18 protein-coding genes are annotated in these 17,335 nt (G+C 70.8%); 6 read left to right on the top strand and 12 right to left on the bottom strand.

What is annotated here, in order from left to right:
• Nucleotides 1–3 precede the first annotated feature (3 nt).
• The 11 genes from P5G50_RS00995 to P5G50_RS01045 form a co-directional block, all read right to left on the bottom strand.
• Entirely contained in the window at nucleotides 4–576 is a 573-nt protein-coding gene (locus P5G50_RS00995; protein ID WP_301209827.1) for a PadR family transcriptional regulator, read from the bottom strand.
• 123 nt (nucleotides 577–699) lie between these two features.
• Nucleotides 700–1,317 carry a uracil-DNA glycosylase gene (locus P5G50_RS01000; protein ID WP_301209828.1) on the bottom strand — a complete coding sequence of 206 codons (618 nt, stop codon included), beginning with the start codon at nucleotides 1,315–1,317 and terminating at the stop codon, nucleotides 700–702.
• A 57-nt stretch (nucleotides 1,318–1,374) separates the two neighbouring features.
• Nucleotides 1,375–2,364: a ribosome small subunit-dependent GTPase A gene (gene rsgA, locus P5G50_RS01005; RefSeq protein WP_301209829.1), complete on the bottom strand. Its 990-nt coding sequence runs from the start codon at nucleotides 2,362–2,364 to the stop codon at nucleotides 1,375–1,377.
• A complete protein-coding gene (locus P5G50_RS01010) occupies nucleotides 2,357–3,616 on the bottom strand; it encodes a M16 family metallopeptidase (protein ID WP_301209830.1) in 1,260 nt (419 codons plus the stop codon). The genes rsgA and P5G50_RS01010 overlap by 8 nt, the downstream gene beginning before the upstream one ends.
• An 11-nt stretch (nucleotides 3,617–3,627) precedes the next feature.
• On the bottom strand, nucleotides 3,628–4,413 hold the full coding sequence (locus P5G50_RS01015; RefSeq protein WP_301209831.1) for an ABC transporter permease: 786 nt from the start codon (nucleotides 4,411–4,413) through the stop codon (nucleotides 3,628–3,630).
• Nucleotides 4,410–5,162, bottom strand: coding sequence for an ABC transporter permease (locus P5G50_RS01020; protein ID WP_301209832.1), 753 nt, complete (start codon nucleotides 5,160–5,162; stop codon nucleotides 4,410–4,412). Before P5G50_RS01020 ends, P5G50_RS01015 begins: the two co-directional genes overlap by 4 nt.
• Nucleotides 5,159–6,115, bottom strand: a complete 957-nt coding sequence (locus P5G50_RS01025) for an ABC transporter ATP-binding protein (RefSeq protein WP_301209833.1) — start codon at nucleotides 6,113–6,115, stop codon at nucleotides 5,159–5,161. The genes P5G50_RS01020 and P5G50_RS01025 overlap by 4 nt, the downstream gene beginning before the upstream one ends.
• Nucleotide 6,116: 1 nt before the next feature.
• On the bottom strand, nucleotides 6,117–7,373 hold the full coding sequence (locus tag P5G50_RS01030) for a hypothetical protein (protein ID WP_301230554.1): 1,257 nt from the start codon (nucleotides 7,371–7,373) through the stop codon (nucleotides 6,117–6,119).
• 372 nt (nucleotides 7,374–7,745) lie between these two features.
• A complete protein-coding gene (locus P5G50_RS01035) occupies nucleotides 7,746–8,387 on the bottom strand; it encodes a TIGR00645 family protein (protein WP_301209835.1) in 642 nt (213 codons plus the stop codon).
• Nucleotides 8,388–8,485: 98 nt separating this feature from the next.
• Nucleotides 8,486–9,649 carry an alcohol dehydrogenase catalytic domain-containing protein gene (locus tag P5G50_RS01040; protein ID WP_301209836.1) on the bottom strand — a complete coding sequence of 388 codons (1,164 nt, stop codon included), beginning with the start codon at nucleotides 9,647–9,649 and terminating at the stop codon, nucleotides 8,486–8,488.
• Nucleotides 9,646–9,894 carry a hypothetical protein gene (locus P5G50_RS01045; protein WP_301209837.1) on the bottom strand — a complete coding sequence of 83 codons (249 nt, stop codon included), beginning with the start codon at nucleotides 9,892–9,894 and terminating at the stop codon, nucleotides 9,646–9,648. Before P5G50_RS01045 ends, P5G50_RS01040 begins: the two co-directional genes overlap by 4 nt.
• Before the next feature lie 178 nt (nucleotides 9,895–10,072).
• Here P5G50_RS01045 and kynA point away from each other — a divergent pair, with 178 nt between their 5' ends.
• The 6 genes from kynA to purQ are packed head-to-tail and all read left to right on the top strand — an operon-like array spanning nucleotide 10,073 to nucleotide 15,331.
• Nucleotides 10,073–10,933: a tryptophan 2,3-dioxygenase gene (gene kynA / locus P5G50_RS01050; protein ID WP_301209838.1), complete on the top strand. Its 861-nt coding sequence runs from the start codon at nucleotides 10,073–10,075 to the stop codon at nucleotides 10,931–10,933.
• Nucleotides 10,930–12,096, top strand: a complete 1,167-nt coding sequence (locus P5G50_RS01055) for an amidohydrolase family protein (protein ID WP_301209839.1) — start codon at nucleotides 10,930–10,932, stop codon at nucleotides 12,094–12,096. Before kynA ends, P5G50_RS01055 begins: the two co-directional genes overlap by 4 nt.
• The gene (locus P5G50_RS01060; protein ID WP_301209840.1) at nucleotides 12,093–13,364 is read left to right on the top strand and encodes a kynureninase; all 1,272 of its coding nucleotides are present in this window, start codon (nucleotides 12,093–12,095) and stop codon (nucleotides 13,362–13,364) included. The genes P5G50_RS01055 and P5G50_RS01060 overlap by 4 nt, the downstream gene beginning before the upstream one ends.
• Nucleotides 13,354–14,307, top strand: coding sequence for a PaaX family transcriptional regulator (locus P5G50_RS01065; protein WP_301209841.1), 954 nt, complete (start codon nucleotides 13,354–13,356; stop codon nucleotides 14,305–14,307). The genes P5G50_RS01060 and P5G50_RS01065 overlap by 11 nt, the downstream gene beginning before the upstream one ends.
• A 44-nt stretch (nucleotides 14,308–14,351) precedes the next feature.
• Entirely contained in the window at nucleotides 14,352–14,621 is a 270-nt protein-coding gene (locus P5G50_RS01070; RefSeq protein WP_301209842.1) for a phosphoribosylformylglycinamidine synthase subunit PurS, read from the top strand.
• Between the two features lie 11 nt (nucleotides 14,622–14,632).
• Nucleotides 14,633–15,331, top strand: coding sequence for a phosphoribosylformylglycinamidine synthase subunit PurQ (gene purQ / locus P5G50_RS01075; protein WP_301210034.1), 699 nt, complete (start codon nucleotides 14,633–14,635; stop codon nucleotides 15,329–15,331).
• Nucleotides 15,332–15,419: 88 nt separating this feature from the next.
• Here the strand turns inward: purQ and P5G50_RS01080 are convergent, their stop codons facing one another.
• On the bottom strand, nucleotides 15,420–17,333 hold the full coding sequence (locus P5G50_RS01080) for a M60 family metallopeptidase (protein ID WP_301209843.1): 1,914 nt from the start codon (nucleotides 17,331–17,333) through the stop codon (nucleotides 15,420–15,422).
• Between the last annotated feature and the right edge of the window lie 2 nt (nucleotides 17,334–17,335).

The following is a 17,335-nucleotide window of genomic DNA, read 5'->3' on the forward strand; positions in this document are numbered from 1 at the left end:
CTCTCAGTGTTTCTCGTCGGTCCAGGACAGTACGCCCGTCCGGAGGTCGTGGATGAGGCCGTCGAGCCAGTCGGCGTCGGCCTGTGCGAGCGCACGCTGGTAGCGCACGTCGAGCCAGTACTTGTCCGGCAGGCCCTTCGCCTGCACGGTGTGCACGGCGTGATCGAGCCGCGCGATGTCGTCGCGGATCAGCGCGACCCGCCGCGACAGCAGCTCGATCACCGAGTCGAGCGGGAGGTTGTGGGCCTCCCCCAGCCCGAGCGGGAACTCGGGGTACTCGTTGACGGGGGTGGCGATGATCTCGGCGACGCGCTCGCCGAGCGCCCGGGTGCCCTCGTCGGTGATCTCGTAGGTGGTGCGCTCGGGCCGGTTGCCCTCGCGCTCGGTGCCGGTCGCCCGCACGAGGCCCTGCGCCTCCAGCCGGCCGACCGTGTGGTAGAGCGAGCCGGGCCGCACCTTGACCACCCGGTCCTCCGACCGGTGGAGGAGGGTCTGGTACATCTCGTACGGATGCGTCGGACCCTCCGCCAGCAGCGCGAGCGCGGCGACGGCGAGGTTGGTGAGGGCGGCGGGCATGGGCTCCGGATTCGTGTTGGGAGGAGGGGTGCAGGGACACCGGGGTGTTCCGCGATGATTATTCCACGTGGAATATACGGCGCGGACTAGGTCGATGTCAAGCTCTGCAGGGGTGGAAACGCCCTAGATCAGCGCACTGTTGAGCTCCAGCAGCTGCTCCTGGAAGAGGCGCGCGCCTCCCTGGGCCGGATGCCGGATCGCGGGCGCCTCGATGCCGGCCATCGCGAGCGCCCCCTGCGCCTTGCGGCCGACCGCGACCACCGTCTCGAAGCCGAGCGCGCGGACCAGCTCGAGCGCGGGGGCGGCGCCTGCGCGCACCTCCGCCGGACGCGGCGTGCGGTTGGTGCGCGGGTCGCCCGCCACGAACGGGTGGTGCGGATAGATCGGCCACGACAACGGGATCGGACCGCGCCACTCCCGCAACGTCGCCCAGACGACGCGGCTCGACGCCTCCCACGGCGCCTGCGGGTCGGCGGGCAGCTCCAGTCCGGGCACGACGCCCGCCTCGGCCTCGCGCACCGACGTGAACGGGACGCCGGTGACCGTCATCCCTCGCCAGCCCGGCGCCTCGCCCAGGAGCAGGACCGACGCGTGCGGTAGGGCGAGGTAGCGGCGCAGGTTGCGCTCGCGACGCCGCCCCTCCTCGTCCTCGCCGTACAGCAGCTCGGCGTCGTCGGGCACGGGGGTGGCACGGATCAGGCGGAAGAACTCGCCGAGGGGGTCGGTCATGGCGTCGCTCATGGCGTCCACAGTGCCACGGCCGCGGCGCAAGGTCTGGGCGTGGGGCCGAACGCCCGCTCAATGCCCGCGGACCCGGCGGAACTCCCGCGCCAGCCGCGAGTACTCTCTGCCTTTGTCACGCCGCTGTTGGGTGCCCCGCCCGACCGTGCCCTCGTTGCGTCGCGCTTCTGCGAGCGTGCTCAGGTAGCGCCGGTAGCGGCTGGCGTCCAGCTCCCCAGCGGCGAGGGCGGCGGTCACGGCACAGCCCGCATCCCGCACGTGTGCGCAGTCGGCGAACCTGCACGCATCCGCCAGGGCGGTCACCTCCGCGAAGACACTCTGGACCGCGGACGGCGAACCCATCCCGATCTCGCGGAGGCCAGGTGTATCCACGATCGAGCCACCCGCATCGGGGAGCATCCGAAGAGACCGTACGGTCGTGGTGTGCCGCCCTTTGGAGTCCCGCTCCCTGACCTCGCCCACCGCAGCGACGTCAGTGCCGCCGAGCCAGTTGAGCAGCGTCGACTTCCCGACACCCGAGTGGCCCAGGAGCACCCCCGTCCGACCGGCCGGCAACAGGGCGAGCAACTCGGTCCGGCCTTCGTCGGTCCAGGCGGAGACGAAGGAGGTGGGGATGCCCGGAGCAGTCGTCTCGATCAGCGACCCGACGGCCGCCCGTTCCTCCGCTGACCCGAGGTCGCACTTCGTGACGACGTAATGGGGAACGGCCCCCGACTCCCACCCGAGCGACGCCAACCGCTCGAGCACTCCAGGGCGGTGGGCCTCCTCCAGGGAGACAACGAGGAAGGCGACGTCGACATTGGCGGCGAGCACCTGGGCGGCACCGCCCTCCTTCGCCCGCACGACGCTGCTCGTGCGCTCCAGCCTCCGCATACTCTGCTCAGCGTCGAGCTGCACCCAGTCGCCCACCGCCAGCTCCGCGCCACGCAGAGGAACCAGGAACCCGTCCGTGTCGCCGTCGGCCGCCAGCACGGCGGCGGTCCGATCGATGCGGATGACCCGAAGCGTCTCCCCGGCAGGAGAGGCGACGTCGATCGTCTCAGCCATGCGCGGCCTCCCTTCTGGCGGGCGCGCGCAGGCTCAACTGGTCGACCTCCGCGCTGAGCATCGTCGCTGCGAGTGCCGCCACCTCTTCACGGCTAACGCCCTGCACCGTCTCCATCAACTCCGAGAGCGCAGGTACACGGTCGAGGTACTGGACCGAGGAGAGCAGAGACCGGAGACGAGGCTGCTGATCCGTCCACGCGGCGTGTGTTGCGCACGACACCTGGCGGACGGCGTATTCGAGCCGGCCCTGGGAGAACGCGCGCCCTGCCACCGCCTCGAGAGCGCCCCGGATGCGTCGAGCCACCTGGGATGCATTCTCCCGCGACGTGGGAGCGCAGATCGTGAAGCATCCCGCCAGTCCGTAACCGGTGTAGAAGGCCCGCGGCGAGTACACCAACTGGTTCTTCGCCCTCAGCGCGGAGACGAGAAGCGAACCGAAGCCGCTCCCCAGCAAGGCTGCCAGCACAACCGCGACGGCTCGGCCTCGGTCCCGCACCGCCGGCGCCGAGAACGCCTGGATGACGGGGATCACCGCGCCGCCGTCACCCTCCTCCACCGCGACGGCACTCCGAAGCGGTGGCAACGCCTCCACTCCGTCGTCGCGCCCGCAGCCGTCTGCCACGGACGGTTCCGTGCCGAGAGACTCGCACACCATCGAGACGACCTCGCGGTGCTCACGAGGTCCAACGATCCCGAGGTCGATGGCGCTCGGCCGATACTGCAGCGACCAGAAGCGACCAATCTCCTCGGCACTGAGGTCGAGGATGTCCGCCCGCGATCCGATCGGCGGATGCTCGAGCTCCGAGCCGGCGAAAACTCGAGACTCGGCCAAAGTGAGGGCGGATCGCACGGCATCCTGGTCCGCCCCGGCCAGTTCCGCGAGAATCACGCGCTTCTCGGCGTCCAACACCCGCCTGTCGAAGCCGCCGGCGGTCGAGACCGCATGAAACAGTGCCTGGATCGCGTCCGCCGAGTCCGAACACGGCAGGCGGACGCTGAAGCAGGTCGCCTCCTTGCCGGTGACAGCGGCGGGGTGCGCGCCGAGGGCGTCCATGGCGGCTGCGAGCCCTGAGGTCCGAACCGTCGCCGCCTTACCGAGTACGAGGTGCTCGAGGCAATGCGCGCTCCCCCTTGCCGACCGTGCCTCCTGAGCAGACCCCGCCCGGACGTTGAGCGCTATCGCGTCCATCGGCAGACCAGGACGGCGGACGGACGCAACGCGCATGCCGTTCTTCAAGGTGGTCACACTCATCGCGTGGAGTCTCAGTACAGGTCCAACGCGGCGCGCCGTTTGGCGAGCGACTCGAGCAGCTTCATCAGCACCAATGCTCCGGCGGTCCAGGCGGCCGCGACGGCCAGTTCCATCAGGAGCGGGGCAGCGAGCGCAGGGAGGGCACCGCCGGACAGCAGGTCCCGGATACCGTCGATGCTGTGAGTCGTCGGAAGCACATCGCCTAGTCCACGGACCCAGCCCGGCAGCGCGGCGCGATCGATGTTGGCCCCTGAAACGACCATGAGCAGGAGGTAGGCAGCGGTCGCGATCTGAAAGATCTCTCGGTAGATCAAACCGAACGCGCTCAGAGCCAAGCCCATCGCCGAGCAGGAGACAGTCGCGACACCGATCGCGAGGGCGTATCCACCGACCTGGGACAGGGTGGGCGCCCGGCCGACCGCCAGCAATCCGACGCTGGACGTGAGCGCGGCGACCGCGAAACCGCACGCCATCCCGGGGAGCATCCGACCGACGAAGACGGCGATCCGCGAGGTGGGCGCTCCGAGGACCATGCTGAGGGTGCCGAATCGCCGCTCGTCCGCGATCACGCTCACCATGCCGGCGATCCCGGCGGTAGCGGCCACCTGCACGCCGTTGCCCACGATGAAGAAGACGGGGTTCTGGTAGTCGAACGCGGCACCCACTGCGACGAAGAAGACGATCTGCAGGGCCGGCGTGAGCACAAGGGACGTCACGAAGAGCCCCGGGGTGTTCCAGGCGAAGAGTGCGCGGAATCCCAGGACGCCGGACAGAACGACGGTCCGGACGGTTCTCATCGCAGCCTCAACGTGCCTCGTGTGCGAGCGAGCAGGTCGATCCGCTTCAGAAGGACGACGCCCGCAGCGAGATAGCCTGCGGACAGGAGCACTGCGGGGCCGGCCGCCTGAAGCGCATCGCCGCCGTGAGTCGCCGCATCGACCACCTCCATCGACCATCCGAGGGGGAGCAGTCTGCCCACCAGCTGTAAGGGTCCCCAAAGGGCGGCAGCGGGGACCAGGACACCGCACACGACCCAGATCGGGTACTCCATGACGTTGGTGATCTCGATTCCTTTCCGTGTCACGACGTACACGCCTGCCAGCAGAAAGCCGATTGCGGTGAGAGACACGAACGACAGCGCGAGCCCGGCCAGCAGGGACGGCCAGTCCACGCCTTCGCTGCTCACGCCGAGCACACAGGTCGCCCATAGCCACGAGGCGGCGCTCGAGTACAGGCCCAGCGAGACCGTCGCGCCTGCGAAACCGAGGACGGGGGCGACCAAACTGCGGGGGGCGCCGATCAGCAACTCGAGAGTGCCGCTGAAGCGTTGCATGAAGAGGGCCTCGGCTGCACCGAAAAGCGTGGTGGACCACGCGCCCATCAGCCCGGCGCCGATGACGGCACGCGCGGTCGCCTGGCCGCCGGACATCAGCACGGCGACCGTGCAGTAGGCGATCGGCGTTGTCACGGCCATCCCCAAGAAGAAGGGCGATCGGGACAGCAGGCGCAGCTGCAACCACCAGGAGGCGACGAAGAGGCGCATCATGCGTCCGCCTCGATGATGGAGACGTACGCATCCTCGAGCGTCGGCCTTCGGTCGAAAGCACGTCCGAATCGATGGTCCGGCATGCGGGAAAGGACGTCGGCGATGGTGGTGTCACTGCCGACCGCGAGGCGGATGACAAGGCGCTCCACTTCGCCTCCGGGGATGCAGTCGACCGTCGACACAGAGGGCATCTGTTCGATCAGCCGGATCGCCGGCGTCGGGTCGTCGTAGGTCTCGACCTCGAGCACGCGGCCGAGGTCCACCTCCGACTTCAACCGCTCCGGTGTGCCCAGCCGCCGGACGGAACCCTGCACGATGACGGACACCCGATCACACAGCTCATCCGCCTCGACCATGGAATGCGTCGTGAGGAGGATGGTCCTGCCCTGACGGCGGAGTTCCGCGACCAGACCGCGCAACGCCCTCGACGCGACCGGGTCGAGTCCCGACGACGGCTCGTCGAGGAAGAGGATCTGGGGGTCATGGATGAGCGCCCGAGCGATGTGCAGCCGCTGCTTCATCCCGCGGGAGAAGGTCTCGACACGCACCCCTGCCTTGTCGGCGAGGCCCACCGTTTCAAGGAGCTCGTCGATGCGCGTACGAAGGCGACGAGGGTGGACACCGTAAAGCTGGCCGGCGAACCGGAGGTTGTCCCTCGCCGACAGCCGGTCGTACAGCCCGCGCTCGCCACCGAAAGCCACGCCGATTCGTCGGCGCACCGCATTCGCCTCGTGGACGACATCCATCCCGGCGACGCGCGCGGCCCCGGTGGTCGGAGTGAGCAGCGTGGACAGGATCCGGACGAGGGTCGTCTTGCCTGCGCCGTTCGGGCCGAGCATGCCGAAGATCTCGCCGTCCGCGATGGTCAGGGTGATGCCCCGCAACGCCTCGACCGCAGCTCCGCCCCGCTGACCTGCGAAGGTGCGCGAAAGGTCTTCGATCTCGATGGTCACGTCATGCTCCCAGAGGTGTAGTCAGCCAGAACTGCTCCGGCAGGCCTTCGACCTGCTCGGCGTCGCGTGGTCGGCCCAGCTCCAGATAGCACCGCCGCAGCATCTTGCGGACCTGGCGGACGACGAAGGGGTCGTACTCCGACCGCAGGAGGTCATGCGCCTCCAGTAAGAGAGGAAGTGCGTCCTCCGGCAGGCCCGCCCGAAGATGCACGTAGGCGAGCGTTGAGAGCGACGTGTGCAACGAGCCAGGATCGTGCGCCCGCGAGAACTCCGCGAGCTCGCGAAGGTCGCGCGTCGCGGCCGCGAAACGTCCCTCGTAGATGTCCAGCTGGATGAGGTTCAGCTTCGCCATCCACTCGTAGCGGCGGCCTTCCTCGAGTCCGATGACGCATCCATCATCCGCGAGCGCATTCCCGCTCTCGAACTGCCCGATCGCCGCGATCACGATCTCGCGAGCTGCGCCGGAGGCTTTCCTGCGGATCGCGATGAGCCCCCGGAAGTTGCACAGCATCCCCGATGCGATCAAGCGGTCTCGATGTCGGATGCCCGCATCGGCCGCCTCGCGCTCCAATGCGTCGATCAGCGACTCCGCCGCTTGGATGCGTCCCCGCCGCTTCGCCTGGATGGACGCCCAGCGCAGGCCTGAGAACACGCGCTCCACCGGGTGAGGCATCGAGCTGAGAGCGGTCGAGAAGAGGATGTCGCTCTGCGCCTCGTCTCCGCAGAGCCCGAGCACCACGGCCGCCAGAGCTCGGGCGCTCGACTCGGGGAGCGAATCCCCCCATCGGTCCGCGCTGTCGAACACCTGCCTGGCGACGCCCCGGGCGTCCTCCCAGATGCCGAAGGCATTGACGTATTTCAACATCGAGACATATGCGGACAGTGGGTCCTGATCGGCTGAGACGGCAGCGGCCGCCTCCGGTCTGTCGGAAGTCAGCCAGCCGTGCACTCGGGCCGCGGTGCCGTCCATCTCCTGCGGACCGACCGATGTCAGTTCGAGGATCGCCTGCTCCAGGTCAGGCAGGCGCGAGACGAGGGCTCGCAGATTCAGCCGGAGCATCGCGGACGAGCTGGTGTCTCGCCGGAGCCGCAGATCGGTCAACGGAGCATGATCGCGCCGTGCCGCGGCCAGGTATGCGTTGCCCGGGAGAGCGACGTGACTCATCACGTCCGCGAACCGCGGGTGCGCGACCTCTGGCAAGGTCAGGGAAGCGTCGGCAAGCGACTTCGCCAACGCCTGAGTGGTGGGGTGGACCAACGTCTCCGTCTCCCTTCAGCGGACGGAGGGGCCGCCCCAGCGGGCGGCCCCTCGTGGAATCGGGGAGATCACATCATCGCGGCGCCGTGGTTCCACCCGGCGAAGAGGGAGGCCACGAAGCCCTGCGCGTCGCTCATCTCGGCCACGATCTCGTCGTAGTTCTCGTTCATCCTCGTCATCCTTTCCGAACAGAGAGCTCTGGTGAACTCCTCTGTCTATGGTGGCGAGGCGGGAACGAGCGCGGACGCGAACGGTGGCACTTTGCGCGGTCGTGGCACCGGATTCAGTAGGGGATGAGGCGTTTCACCCAGCCGGAATGACCGGCTGCCGTGTCGGTGGCACCGGAAACGACGACGTCAGGGCGTCAGCGCGTCAGTGCTCTGCACTTCTCGCGGTGCGGGACATGCGGTCGATGGCCGCGAGGGCGACGGCCGAGAGGATGAAGACGACGTGGATGACGACCTGCCAGAACACGCCCTGCGGCGTGTAGCTCTCGCCGGCGATGGAACCGCCGCCGACCGCGCCCAGGTCGCCCACGGCGATGAAGGTCTTGAGCAGGTGGATCGACGAGATGCCGATGATCGCCATGGCCAGCTTGACCTTCAGCACGTTGGCGTTGACGTGCGACAGCCACTCGGGCTGGTCGGGGTGCCCCTCCACGTTCACCCGTGACACGAAGGTCTCGTACCCGCCGATGATCACCATGATGAGGAGGTTCGCGATCATGACGACGTCGATCAGGCCGAGCACCGCCAGCATCACGTAGGCCTCGTCGACGTGCGCCGGATCGCTGACCACCTCCTCGGTCAGGTGCCACAGCTCCACGACGAAGACGTACACGTAGACCGCCTGGGCGACGATCAGGCCGAGGTAGAGGGGCGCCTGCAGCCAGCGGCTGAAGAAGATCAGCGAGCCGATGGTGCGGCTGGCCGGTCCGCGGGGGCGGGGAGGCGGCGTGGAGCGGCTGGTGGAGGCGGCTGGCGGTGCGGGAGGGGCGGGCGGGGTCTCGATCACGGGCGTTGTCCTCACGGTCGGGGCGGGGACGAGCCTAAGGAGTGAAAGATGTGAGAACGCTCAGGATGCGGATGCGGGGTTCGGCAGCCGATGAGGGCTCAGGGCCGCACGGCGACGCGCGGGTGGTCCGAGCCGGCGAGGGCGGCATCCACCTCGGCCAGCGCGAACGCCTGCCCGACCTGGTCGGCGAACGGGTACCGCTGCCAGGCGTCGGCGAGGTAGCGCACGGCGGCGTCGAGATGCTGCGGCGCGTACGTGTGCACCCCGCGGATGGTGAGCAGCTTGCGCATGAACTGCTCGGGCGCGATGGTGAGGTCGGGCCCGGGGGAGCCGGAGCCGGCGAGCACGAGCACGCCGCCCACGTCGATCGCCGAGAGCAGCGAGCGCACCGCCGACGCCGCCCCCGAGAACTCGAGCGCGATCGTGGGCGCCGCGGCGCGACCGCCCGCCTTGGCGAGCGCGGTGGCCAGCCCGGTGGGCGAGTCGGACGCGCTGCGCGGGTCGACCACGGCGACAGCGCCGAAGGCGAGGGCGCGCTCACGCCGATCGGGGCGCGGGTCGCTGACGACGACGCGGGCCCCCGCATCGGTCGCCATCGCGGCGGCGGTGAGGCCGCGCATCCGGGCGCCGGCGACCACGACCAGCGAGCGGTCCAGCGGGACGATGGAGGTCGCCGCTTCGAGCGCCGCCGCCACGGTGGCCGTGGAGCAGGATGCCGGAGCCAGCACGGCGGCGGGCACATCCTCGGGGACGGCGACGATCGCGGTGCCGTCGAGGAGGTGCGCGTGGGTCGCGAACCCGCCCGACAGCTCCCAGCCGCGCCGCATGCGCTCGTGGCCGTAGCGCTGCAGCGTCATGCACTTCTGCGGGAGGCCGCGGCGGCAGCGCGGGCAGGTGCCGCACGGCACCGCGACGGACCAGACGACCCGCTCTCCGAGGCTGACGCGACGGCCGTCCGTCGTCTTCGCGCCGCCGCGACCCAGCGCGACCACACGGCCGACCTGCTCGTGGCCCAGGACGAGCGGTGTCGCCGACGGCCGCTGCCCGCGCACGGCGCGGAGGTCGGAGCCGCAGACCGTCGCGAGCTCGACCTCCACCAGCACGTCACCCGGCGCGAGCCGCACACCGGGCACGGCGACGGCCTCGTGGGCGTGCCCCTCCCCCGGCCAGACCATCGCGGTGGCCGACGGGTAGGCGCTGATCGACATCCCGAGTCCCGCCGGCGGCGCGACGACGCGCGGCGTGACCGCCCGGACGGTCACCGGCGGCCGCGTCGGCCGGAGCCGGCAGTGGCGGCGGTGCCGGCAGTGGCGGCGGTGCCGGCAGTGGCGGCGGTCTCCCAGCGGTCGTACGGGTCGAAGAAGTCCTCGGGCTCGAGTGCGTCGAACAGGTCGTCCTCGAGCGAGCGGAAGCCGGCTCGGAACGCCCGGCCGCGGGGCACGGCGCCGGCCGCGTCGATGACGGCCGCGTCGTCGAACTCGCTGGTGATGAGACCGTCGGGAGTCATGGCCGCCTTTCCTGGTCCGCCGCTGCGGGCGCTGCCCCCCACCGTCCGGCGCGGACATCCGCCACGTTAGGAGCGGGGAGCGACGGAGGCGGGACGCTCCGGTAACCGCCAGGTGAACGAAGACCCTCCGGGGGACGAACCCGTTGCATCCTCGTGACGATCGACGCAGAATTGCAGCATGACCGCCGACAGCAACACGCGCGCCTTCGACCCCGGCATCGTCACGGACTTCCGCGAACGCATGTCGTACGGCGGCTACCTCGACCTCGACACCCTGCTCAGCGCCCAGAAGCCGGTCAGCGTGCCCGAGCATCACGACGAGCTGCTGTTCATCATCCAGCACCAGACGACGGAGCTGTGGTTGAAGCTGGTGCTGCACGAGCTGCTGTCGGCGCGCGACCTGCTCCGCGCCGACGACCTCTCCCCCGCCCTCAAGCGCATCGCCCGGGTGAAGCACATCCAGCGCACCCTCACCGAGCAGTGGTCGGTGCTCGCGACGCTCACCCCGACGGAGTACGCGGAGTTCCGCGGCTTCCTCGGCAACTCGTCCGGCTTCCAGTCGTACCAGTACCGCGCGGTGGAGTTCCTGCTCGGCAACAAGAACCGCCGCATGCTCAGCGTGTTCGAGAACGACCCTGCCGCACACTCCCTCCTCTCCGACCTCCTGGAGTCGCCGAGCGTTTACGACGAGTTCCTGCGTCTGCTCGCCCGGTCGGGCTTCGCCGTGCCGCAGGACGTGCTCGATCGCGACGTGACGCAGGCGCACGTGTTCTCGCAGGAGCTCGTGGAGGTGTTCCGCGGCATCTACGAGCACGCCGACGACCACTGGCGCGAGTACGAGGCGTGCGAGGAGCTCGTCGACCTGGAGGACAACTTCCAGCTCTGGCGCTTCCGCCATCTGAAGACCGTGCAGCGCACCATCGGCATGAAGACGGGCACCGGCGGCTCGAGCGGCGTCTCGTTCCTGCAGAAGGCGCTCGAGCTCACCTTCTTCCCGGAGCTGTTCGCCGTCCGCACCGAGATCGGCGTGGAGCGGTGAGCGACCCGCACGTGGCCGGCAAGGCCGCGGTCGAGCCGGCCACGGTCGACCAGTCTGCGGTCGGGCCGGCGAGCGCGTCACCGGCGCCCGGCACGCGCATAGCCTTCGACGCCGTCTGGACCGGTACCGGCTTCCTCCCGCCGACCGTCTACGAGCTCGTCGGAGACCGCCTCCATCGCACCGACCTCCCCGTGACCGCGGCGAGCGCACATCCCGGCGGCACCCTCTTCCCCCGGCTCACCGACCACCACACCCATCTCGGCCTGACGGACCGGCGGGCGGTGTTCTCCGGGGGCATCACCCATGCCGTCGACCTCGGCTGGGTCCCGTCCGTCGCGGCCTCGTGGCTGGCCGAGGACGCCGCGCTCCGGCACCCGGCGGCGGCGATCGCGGGCGCGCTGATCACCGCGCCCGGCGGGTATCCGGTGAACGCGGGCTGGGGTCCTCCGGGGTCGTCGGCGGAGGTCGGCGGCCCGCGCGAGGCGCGGCAGGCGGTGCGAGAACAGCTCATGCGAGGAGCCTCCCGCATCAAAGTCACCCTCAACACCGAGGCGGGCGAAACTGTGGATGACGCCACGCTGGCCGCGCTTGTGGAGGAAGCGCACGCGGCCGGCGTGCCGGTGACGGTCCACGTCCAGGGCGACGGGCAGACCGCCCGCGCCGTCCGTGCGGGGGCGGACCAGCTCGCGCACACGCCGTTCACCGAGCGCGTCGACGACGAGCTGGTGCGGGAGGCCGTGCGCCGCGGCATGACCTGGGTGACGACGCTCGACATCCACGGCTGGGGCGATCCCACCCCGCAGCACGGAATCGCGCTCGACAACCTCCGCCGGTTCACCTCCGCCGGCGGTCGCGCGCTCTACGGCACGGACCTCGGCAACGGCCCGCTGCCCGACGGCGTCGACGCGCGCGAGCTCGGCGGGATGGTGGAGGCCGGGATGACGACCGCCGCGATCCTCCAGGCCATCGCCGGCAGCCACCCGCGCCACGAGACGGTCGGCCCGCGACTGGCCTGGGTGCCGACGCCTCCGCCGGGAGCGGACAGCCCCGGCGAGGTGGACGCCGCGCTCCCCGCCTCCGCCGTCCCCGCCTGGCTCGCGACCGCCCGCGGCCTGCTCGCCACCGACTTCACCACCCCGACACCCACCGAGGACGCCGCATGACCGACTTCGACACCGCCCCCTCCTCCCTCCTCGCCCCCGACCCGCTGAGCGCCGCCCGCGCTCTCGACGCCGGCGACCCGCTCGCCGCCTATCGCAGCCGCTTCGTCGGCACCGACGACGGCGGCGTCGTCGCCTACTTCGACGGCAACTCGCTCGGCCGGCCGACGCTGGCGGGGGTCGAGCGGGTGCAGCGGTTCCTCGTCGACGGCTGGGGCGGGCGGCTGATCCGCGGCTGGGACGAGGAGTGGATGGAGCTGCCGTTCACGATCGGCGACGCGCTCGGCCGGGCGGCGCTCGGCGCTGCGGCGGGGCAGACGTTCATCGGCGACTCCACCACCGTGCTGCTCTACAAGCTCGCGCGCGCCGCCGTGGACGCGCTGCCCGAGCGCAGCGAGATCGTGCTCGACACCGACAACTTCCCGACCGACCGCTACGTGCTCGACGGGATCGCGCGCGAGCGGGGCCTGCGGCTGGTGTGGATCGAGTCCGACACGGAGGCGGGCGTCACGCCCGAGCAGGTCGCCGCCGTCGTCGGCCCGCAGACCGCGCTCGTGGTGCTCAGCCATGTGGCGTACCGGTCCGGCTTTCTGGCCGACGTCGCCGCCATCACGCGCATCGCGCACGACGCGGGCGCCCTGGTGCTGTGGGACCTCTGCCACTCCGCGGGCTCCGTGCCGACCGAGCTGGACGCCTGGGGCGTCGATCTCGCCGTCGGCTGCACCTACAAATATCTGAACGGCGGCCCCGGATCACCTGCCTTCGGCTACGTGCGCCGCGAGCTGCAGGAGCGGCTCGTGCAGCCGATCCAGGGATGGATGGGCGTGCGCGACGTCTTCCTGATGGGGCCCGAGTACCAGCCGGCGGCGAGCGTGCGCCGGTTCCTCAGCGGCACCCCGCCGATCGTGGGGATGCTGGCCATGCAGGACACCATCGCCATGATCGAGGAGTGCGGGATGGAGGCCGTGCGCGCCAAGTCCGTCGCCCTCACCGACTTCGCGATCGCGCTGGCGGAGGAGTGGCTGACCCCGCTCGGCGTCGCTCTCGCCAGCCCGCGCGACCCGGAGCGGCGCGGTGGCCACATCACGCTGAGCCACCCGGCCATGCGCGAGGTGACGGCGCTGCTCTGGCAGCGGGACGTCATCCCCGACTACCGCGACCCCGGCGGGCTGCGGATCGGGCTCTCGCCGCTCAGCACGAGCTTCGAGGAGACGTGCACCGGGATGGCCGCCGTGCGCGACGCGCTCGGCGAGCTGACGCATGACGAGTGAGCGGGCGGTCGCGACAGCGGTGACGGCCGCGACGAGCGCTCGCGCGGCGGCCTCCCGCGAGAACCTGGCCGCCCGCGAAGACCTAGAGGCTCGCAGCGGCAGCGCCACGGCCCTCCTGCGCACGGTGGTCGGCGCCGTGCTGCGGCCGATCGGCGGCTGGCTGAGCGCGTCCGGTGCTGTCGCGCTCATGGCGTCGCTCGACGTGCCTGCCGCGACCACGCGGTCGAGCCTCGCGCGGCTCTGCGCGCGCGGCGTGCTGGTGCGGGAGCAGCGGGAGGGCGTGGCCGGCTACGCCATCGACCCGGCGGCCCTCCCGATGCTGGAGCGCGGCGACGCGCGCATCTTCGGGCCGCGGCAGGAGGCCGAGCGCTGGTGCCTGGTGTCGTTCTCGTTCCCCGAGCATCAGCGCTCGCTGCGCCACCGCCTCCGCTCGCGACTGTCGGCGCTCGGCTGCGGCACGGTCGCCGACGGGCTCTGGATCGCGCCCGCCGCGCTCGAGTCAGAGGTCGCGGAGGCGATGGAGGCGGCGGGAGGCTCCGCGACGCTGTTCGGCGAGGCGGCGGTGCGCGGCGATCTCGCGGCCGGGCTCGCCCGCTGGTACGACCTGCCCGCGATCCGGGCGCTGCACGACTCCTTCCTGTCCCGCTTCTCCGGGCTCGACGGCTTCTCCGGGCTCGACGGCTTCCCCGGACTCGACGGCTTCGGGCTCGACGGCTTCGAGCCCGACGGCGCAGCGGCGCCCGCCGACGACCGCGCCGCCTTCGCCGCGTGGATCCGCGCGCTCGACGAGTGGCGGGTGATCCCGTACCGCGACCCGGGACTCCCCGCCTCCGCGCTGCCGGACGACTGGCCGGGCGCCGCCTCCGCCGCCCTGTTCGACCGGTTGCGACGGGAGCTGGAGCCGCGGGCCGTGCGGCACGCCGCTCTCAGCAGCGCACGGTAGAATCGACTGCATCCCCCGGAGCGCGAAGGAAGCGGAGCACGCCTGTGTCGACGATCGTTGTGGAAGTGATGCCCAAGGCCGAGCTGCTCGACCCGCAGGGCAAGGCCGTCGCCGGAGCCCTCGCGCGCACCGGCCGCGGCCGGTTCGACGTCCGGGTCGGCAAGCGGTTCGAGCTGACCGTCGACGGGCCGATCGACGACGAGACGCGGGAGGCGGTGCGCGAGATCGCCGCCGAGATCCTCTCGAACTCGGTCATCGAAGACGTCGTCGGCATCCACTACCCGACCGGTGAGCGCGAAGAGGTCACGGCCTGATGGCGGACACCATGCGCATCGGCGTCATCACCTTTCCCGGCTCGCTCGACGACCGCGACGCGTTGCGGGCCGTGCGCCTCGCCGGCGGCGAGCCCGTCGCGCTCTGGCACGGCGAGCACGACCTGCAGGGCGTCGACGCCCTCGTGCTGCCCGGCGGCTTCAGCTACGGCGACTACCTGCGCGCCGGCGCGATCGCCAGCATCTCGCCGATCATGACCGAGGTGGTGGACGCCGCCGCGAAGGGCGTGCCCATCCTCGGCATCTGCAACGGCTTCCAGATGCTCGCGGAGGCGCACCTCGTCTCGGGCGGCCTGATCCGCAACGACCACGGCAACTTCATCCGCCGCGACCAGCACCTGATCGTCGAGAACGCCTCCACCCCGTGGACGAACGGCTTCGAGCAGGGCCAGGAGATCGTCATCCCGCTCAAGAACGGCGAGGGCGGCTTCATCGCCTCGGCCGAGGAGCTGAAGCGGCTCGAGGGCGAGGGCATGGTCGTCTTCCGCTACCAGGGCGTCAACCCGAACGGCTCGCTCAACGACATCGCCGGCGTGCGCAACGAGCGCGGCAACGTCGTCGGCCTGATGCCGCACCCCGAGCACGCGGTCGAGCCGGGCTTCGGCCCCGACACCTCCGCCGCGATGCGTTCCGGCACGGACGGGCTCACCTTCTTCACGTCGGTGATCCGCTCGGCGCTCGTCGAGGCCTGACCCGCCGCCTCCCCCTACCGCAACCGCCGAGTACGCAGACTTTCTGCGTACTCGGCGGTTTCTCGTGGAATTCGCGCGTACTCGATGGTCAGCGCAGGCCCCAGGAGGCGAAGTAGGAGGTGAGGTCGGTGCCGGCGACGGCCGACGCCGTCTTCATGAACCGCTTCTGCATGCCCGCCGTGTCGGTGGGCGACACGACGCCGGCCGCGGCCTCGGCCCTGTACTGCTTGTTCAGTCGCGGATAGAAGTCGTCGCCGAACTTGGCGCGGAGATCGTCGAACATCCCCAGCTTGACGAAGAGGTCCGTCTCGTCGTCGTAGACCCGCGTGGCGTCCGGCTTGGCGAGGTAGGCGGTGATCGCGTTCGCGGTGCCGGTCTGCGCGAGCCGGTTGGCCTGGCCGAGGCCCAGCTGCACGGCGATGGACGAGATGTTCACGGTGACCTCGCCGAGGCCTGCCCACTTGTACTGCTGTGTCTGGTACGTGTGGCCGATCTCGTGCCACAGGCCCCACTGGTCGGTGACAGGAGCCGTGAAGAGGTGGTCCGCGGCACCCGTGCCGACCTGGAACGAGATCCGGTCCTGGGTGGCATAGGCGTAGCCCGCACCCGTATCCGGACTGGAGATGTACACGCGGGCCGGCGACTTGCGGTCGAGACCCGCGCCGTCGAGCGAGAGGCCGTAGGTGCGGTCGGTGACGTTCACCACCTGATCCCAGGAGGCCAGGCGGGCGTTGTCGAGGTTGGCCTGGTTCTTCAGCACCGTGGGGCGCTGGAAGGCGGCGACCGTGCGCTCGGTCGACGTCACGACCAGGGGCGAGTCCGGGAACAGCGAGAGCTCGAGCGCGAACTCGGCCGGCGAGGTCTGGCCCAGCGTGAACATCGGGACCGGCGCTCCACCGCTCACGGTGACCTCGACCGGGCCGCCGGCGACTTTCTCGAGATACACGAGACCGTCGCGGTCGGCGATGACGGTGGAGGTCCCACCCGCGAGCGCGGTGGTCTTCACCCCGAGGTCGCTGCCGCCGTTGAGCGCGGCATACGGACCGTACTGGCCGACCGCGAGCCGGACGTCCGAGGTTCCGCCGGGAAGCGCCACGCGTAGGGAGTCACCCTTCTTCACATAGCGGCCGACGGGCTCCAGGGTGCTGTGCCGCAGACCGCGGTTCTCCCGCTTGCGGTCGGCCTCCGCGTCGCCCCGCGAGGCCAGCTGGAGGGTCGAGGCGGCGGCGCCGACCTGCACCCGGGGAGCGCTGGTCAACGTCGTCGACGCGAGCAGAGTCGCCGTGCTCTTGTCGTACGCGCCACCCGGGGCGCCGGGTACGACGCCGACCTCGATGCGGGTTCCTCCTCTCACCGGAGTGGAACGGTGGAGAGTGGCGACCCCGTCCGCGATCGTCACGCGGTCGAAGTAGTAGGACTTCCCCGTAGCGGCTTCGGCGGAGTACGCGCCATCGACCCACGCGATCACCCGCTTCGACGAACGGTATACGGCCTCCGGAACCGCGACGGTGTACCCCATACGGCCGTCGGCAGCGACCGTGGCCGACTGGCCCGCGATCGTCGAAGCGAGCACCAGGGCCTTCGCCGGGTCGGTGGAATTGCCCGGGACGCCGGGCTGCAGCCCGAGCCGTACCGTCTGCCCGGAGGCGACGGTCGTCGTCGAGGCGAGGGTGACGACGTCGCCGCTTCCGCTCACCGCGAGGTAGTAGGCGGATCCGTTGTACGTCTCGGCCGCGTACTTGCCGTCGACCCACAGCACGACGCGGTTGGTGGAGCGGTACAGCGTCGAGCTCATGGTCACCTGGAGCTTGCCCGCCGCCGAGACGGTCAATGAGGGGATGAGTGCGGAACCGCTCAGGGAGGACGCCTGAAGCGGAAGCGCGGCGGGGTCGGGGGTCGCGGCGCCCGCGGGCGCTGCGACGAGGAGTCCCGCGGCGGCCAGCGCCACCGCGGTCGCGGACGCGAGCAGGGCGCGTCCACCATGTCGGGTGTGGTGTGTCATGG

It is taken from the genome of Leifsonia williamsii (assembly GCF_030433685.1).
Lineage (GTDB): Bacteria > Actinomycetota > Actinomycetes > Actinomycetales > Microbacteriaceae > Leifsonia > Leifsonia williamsii.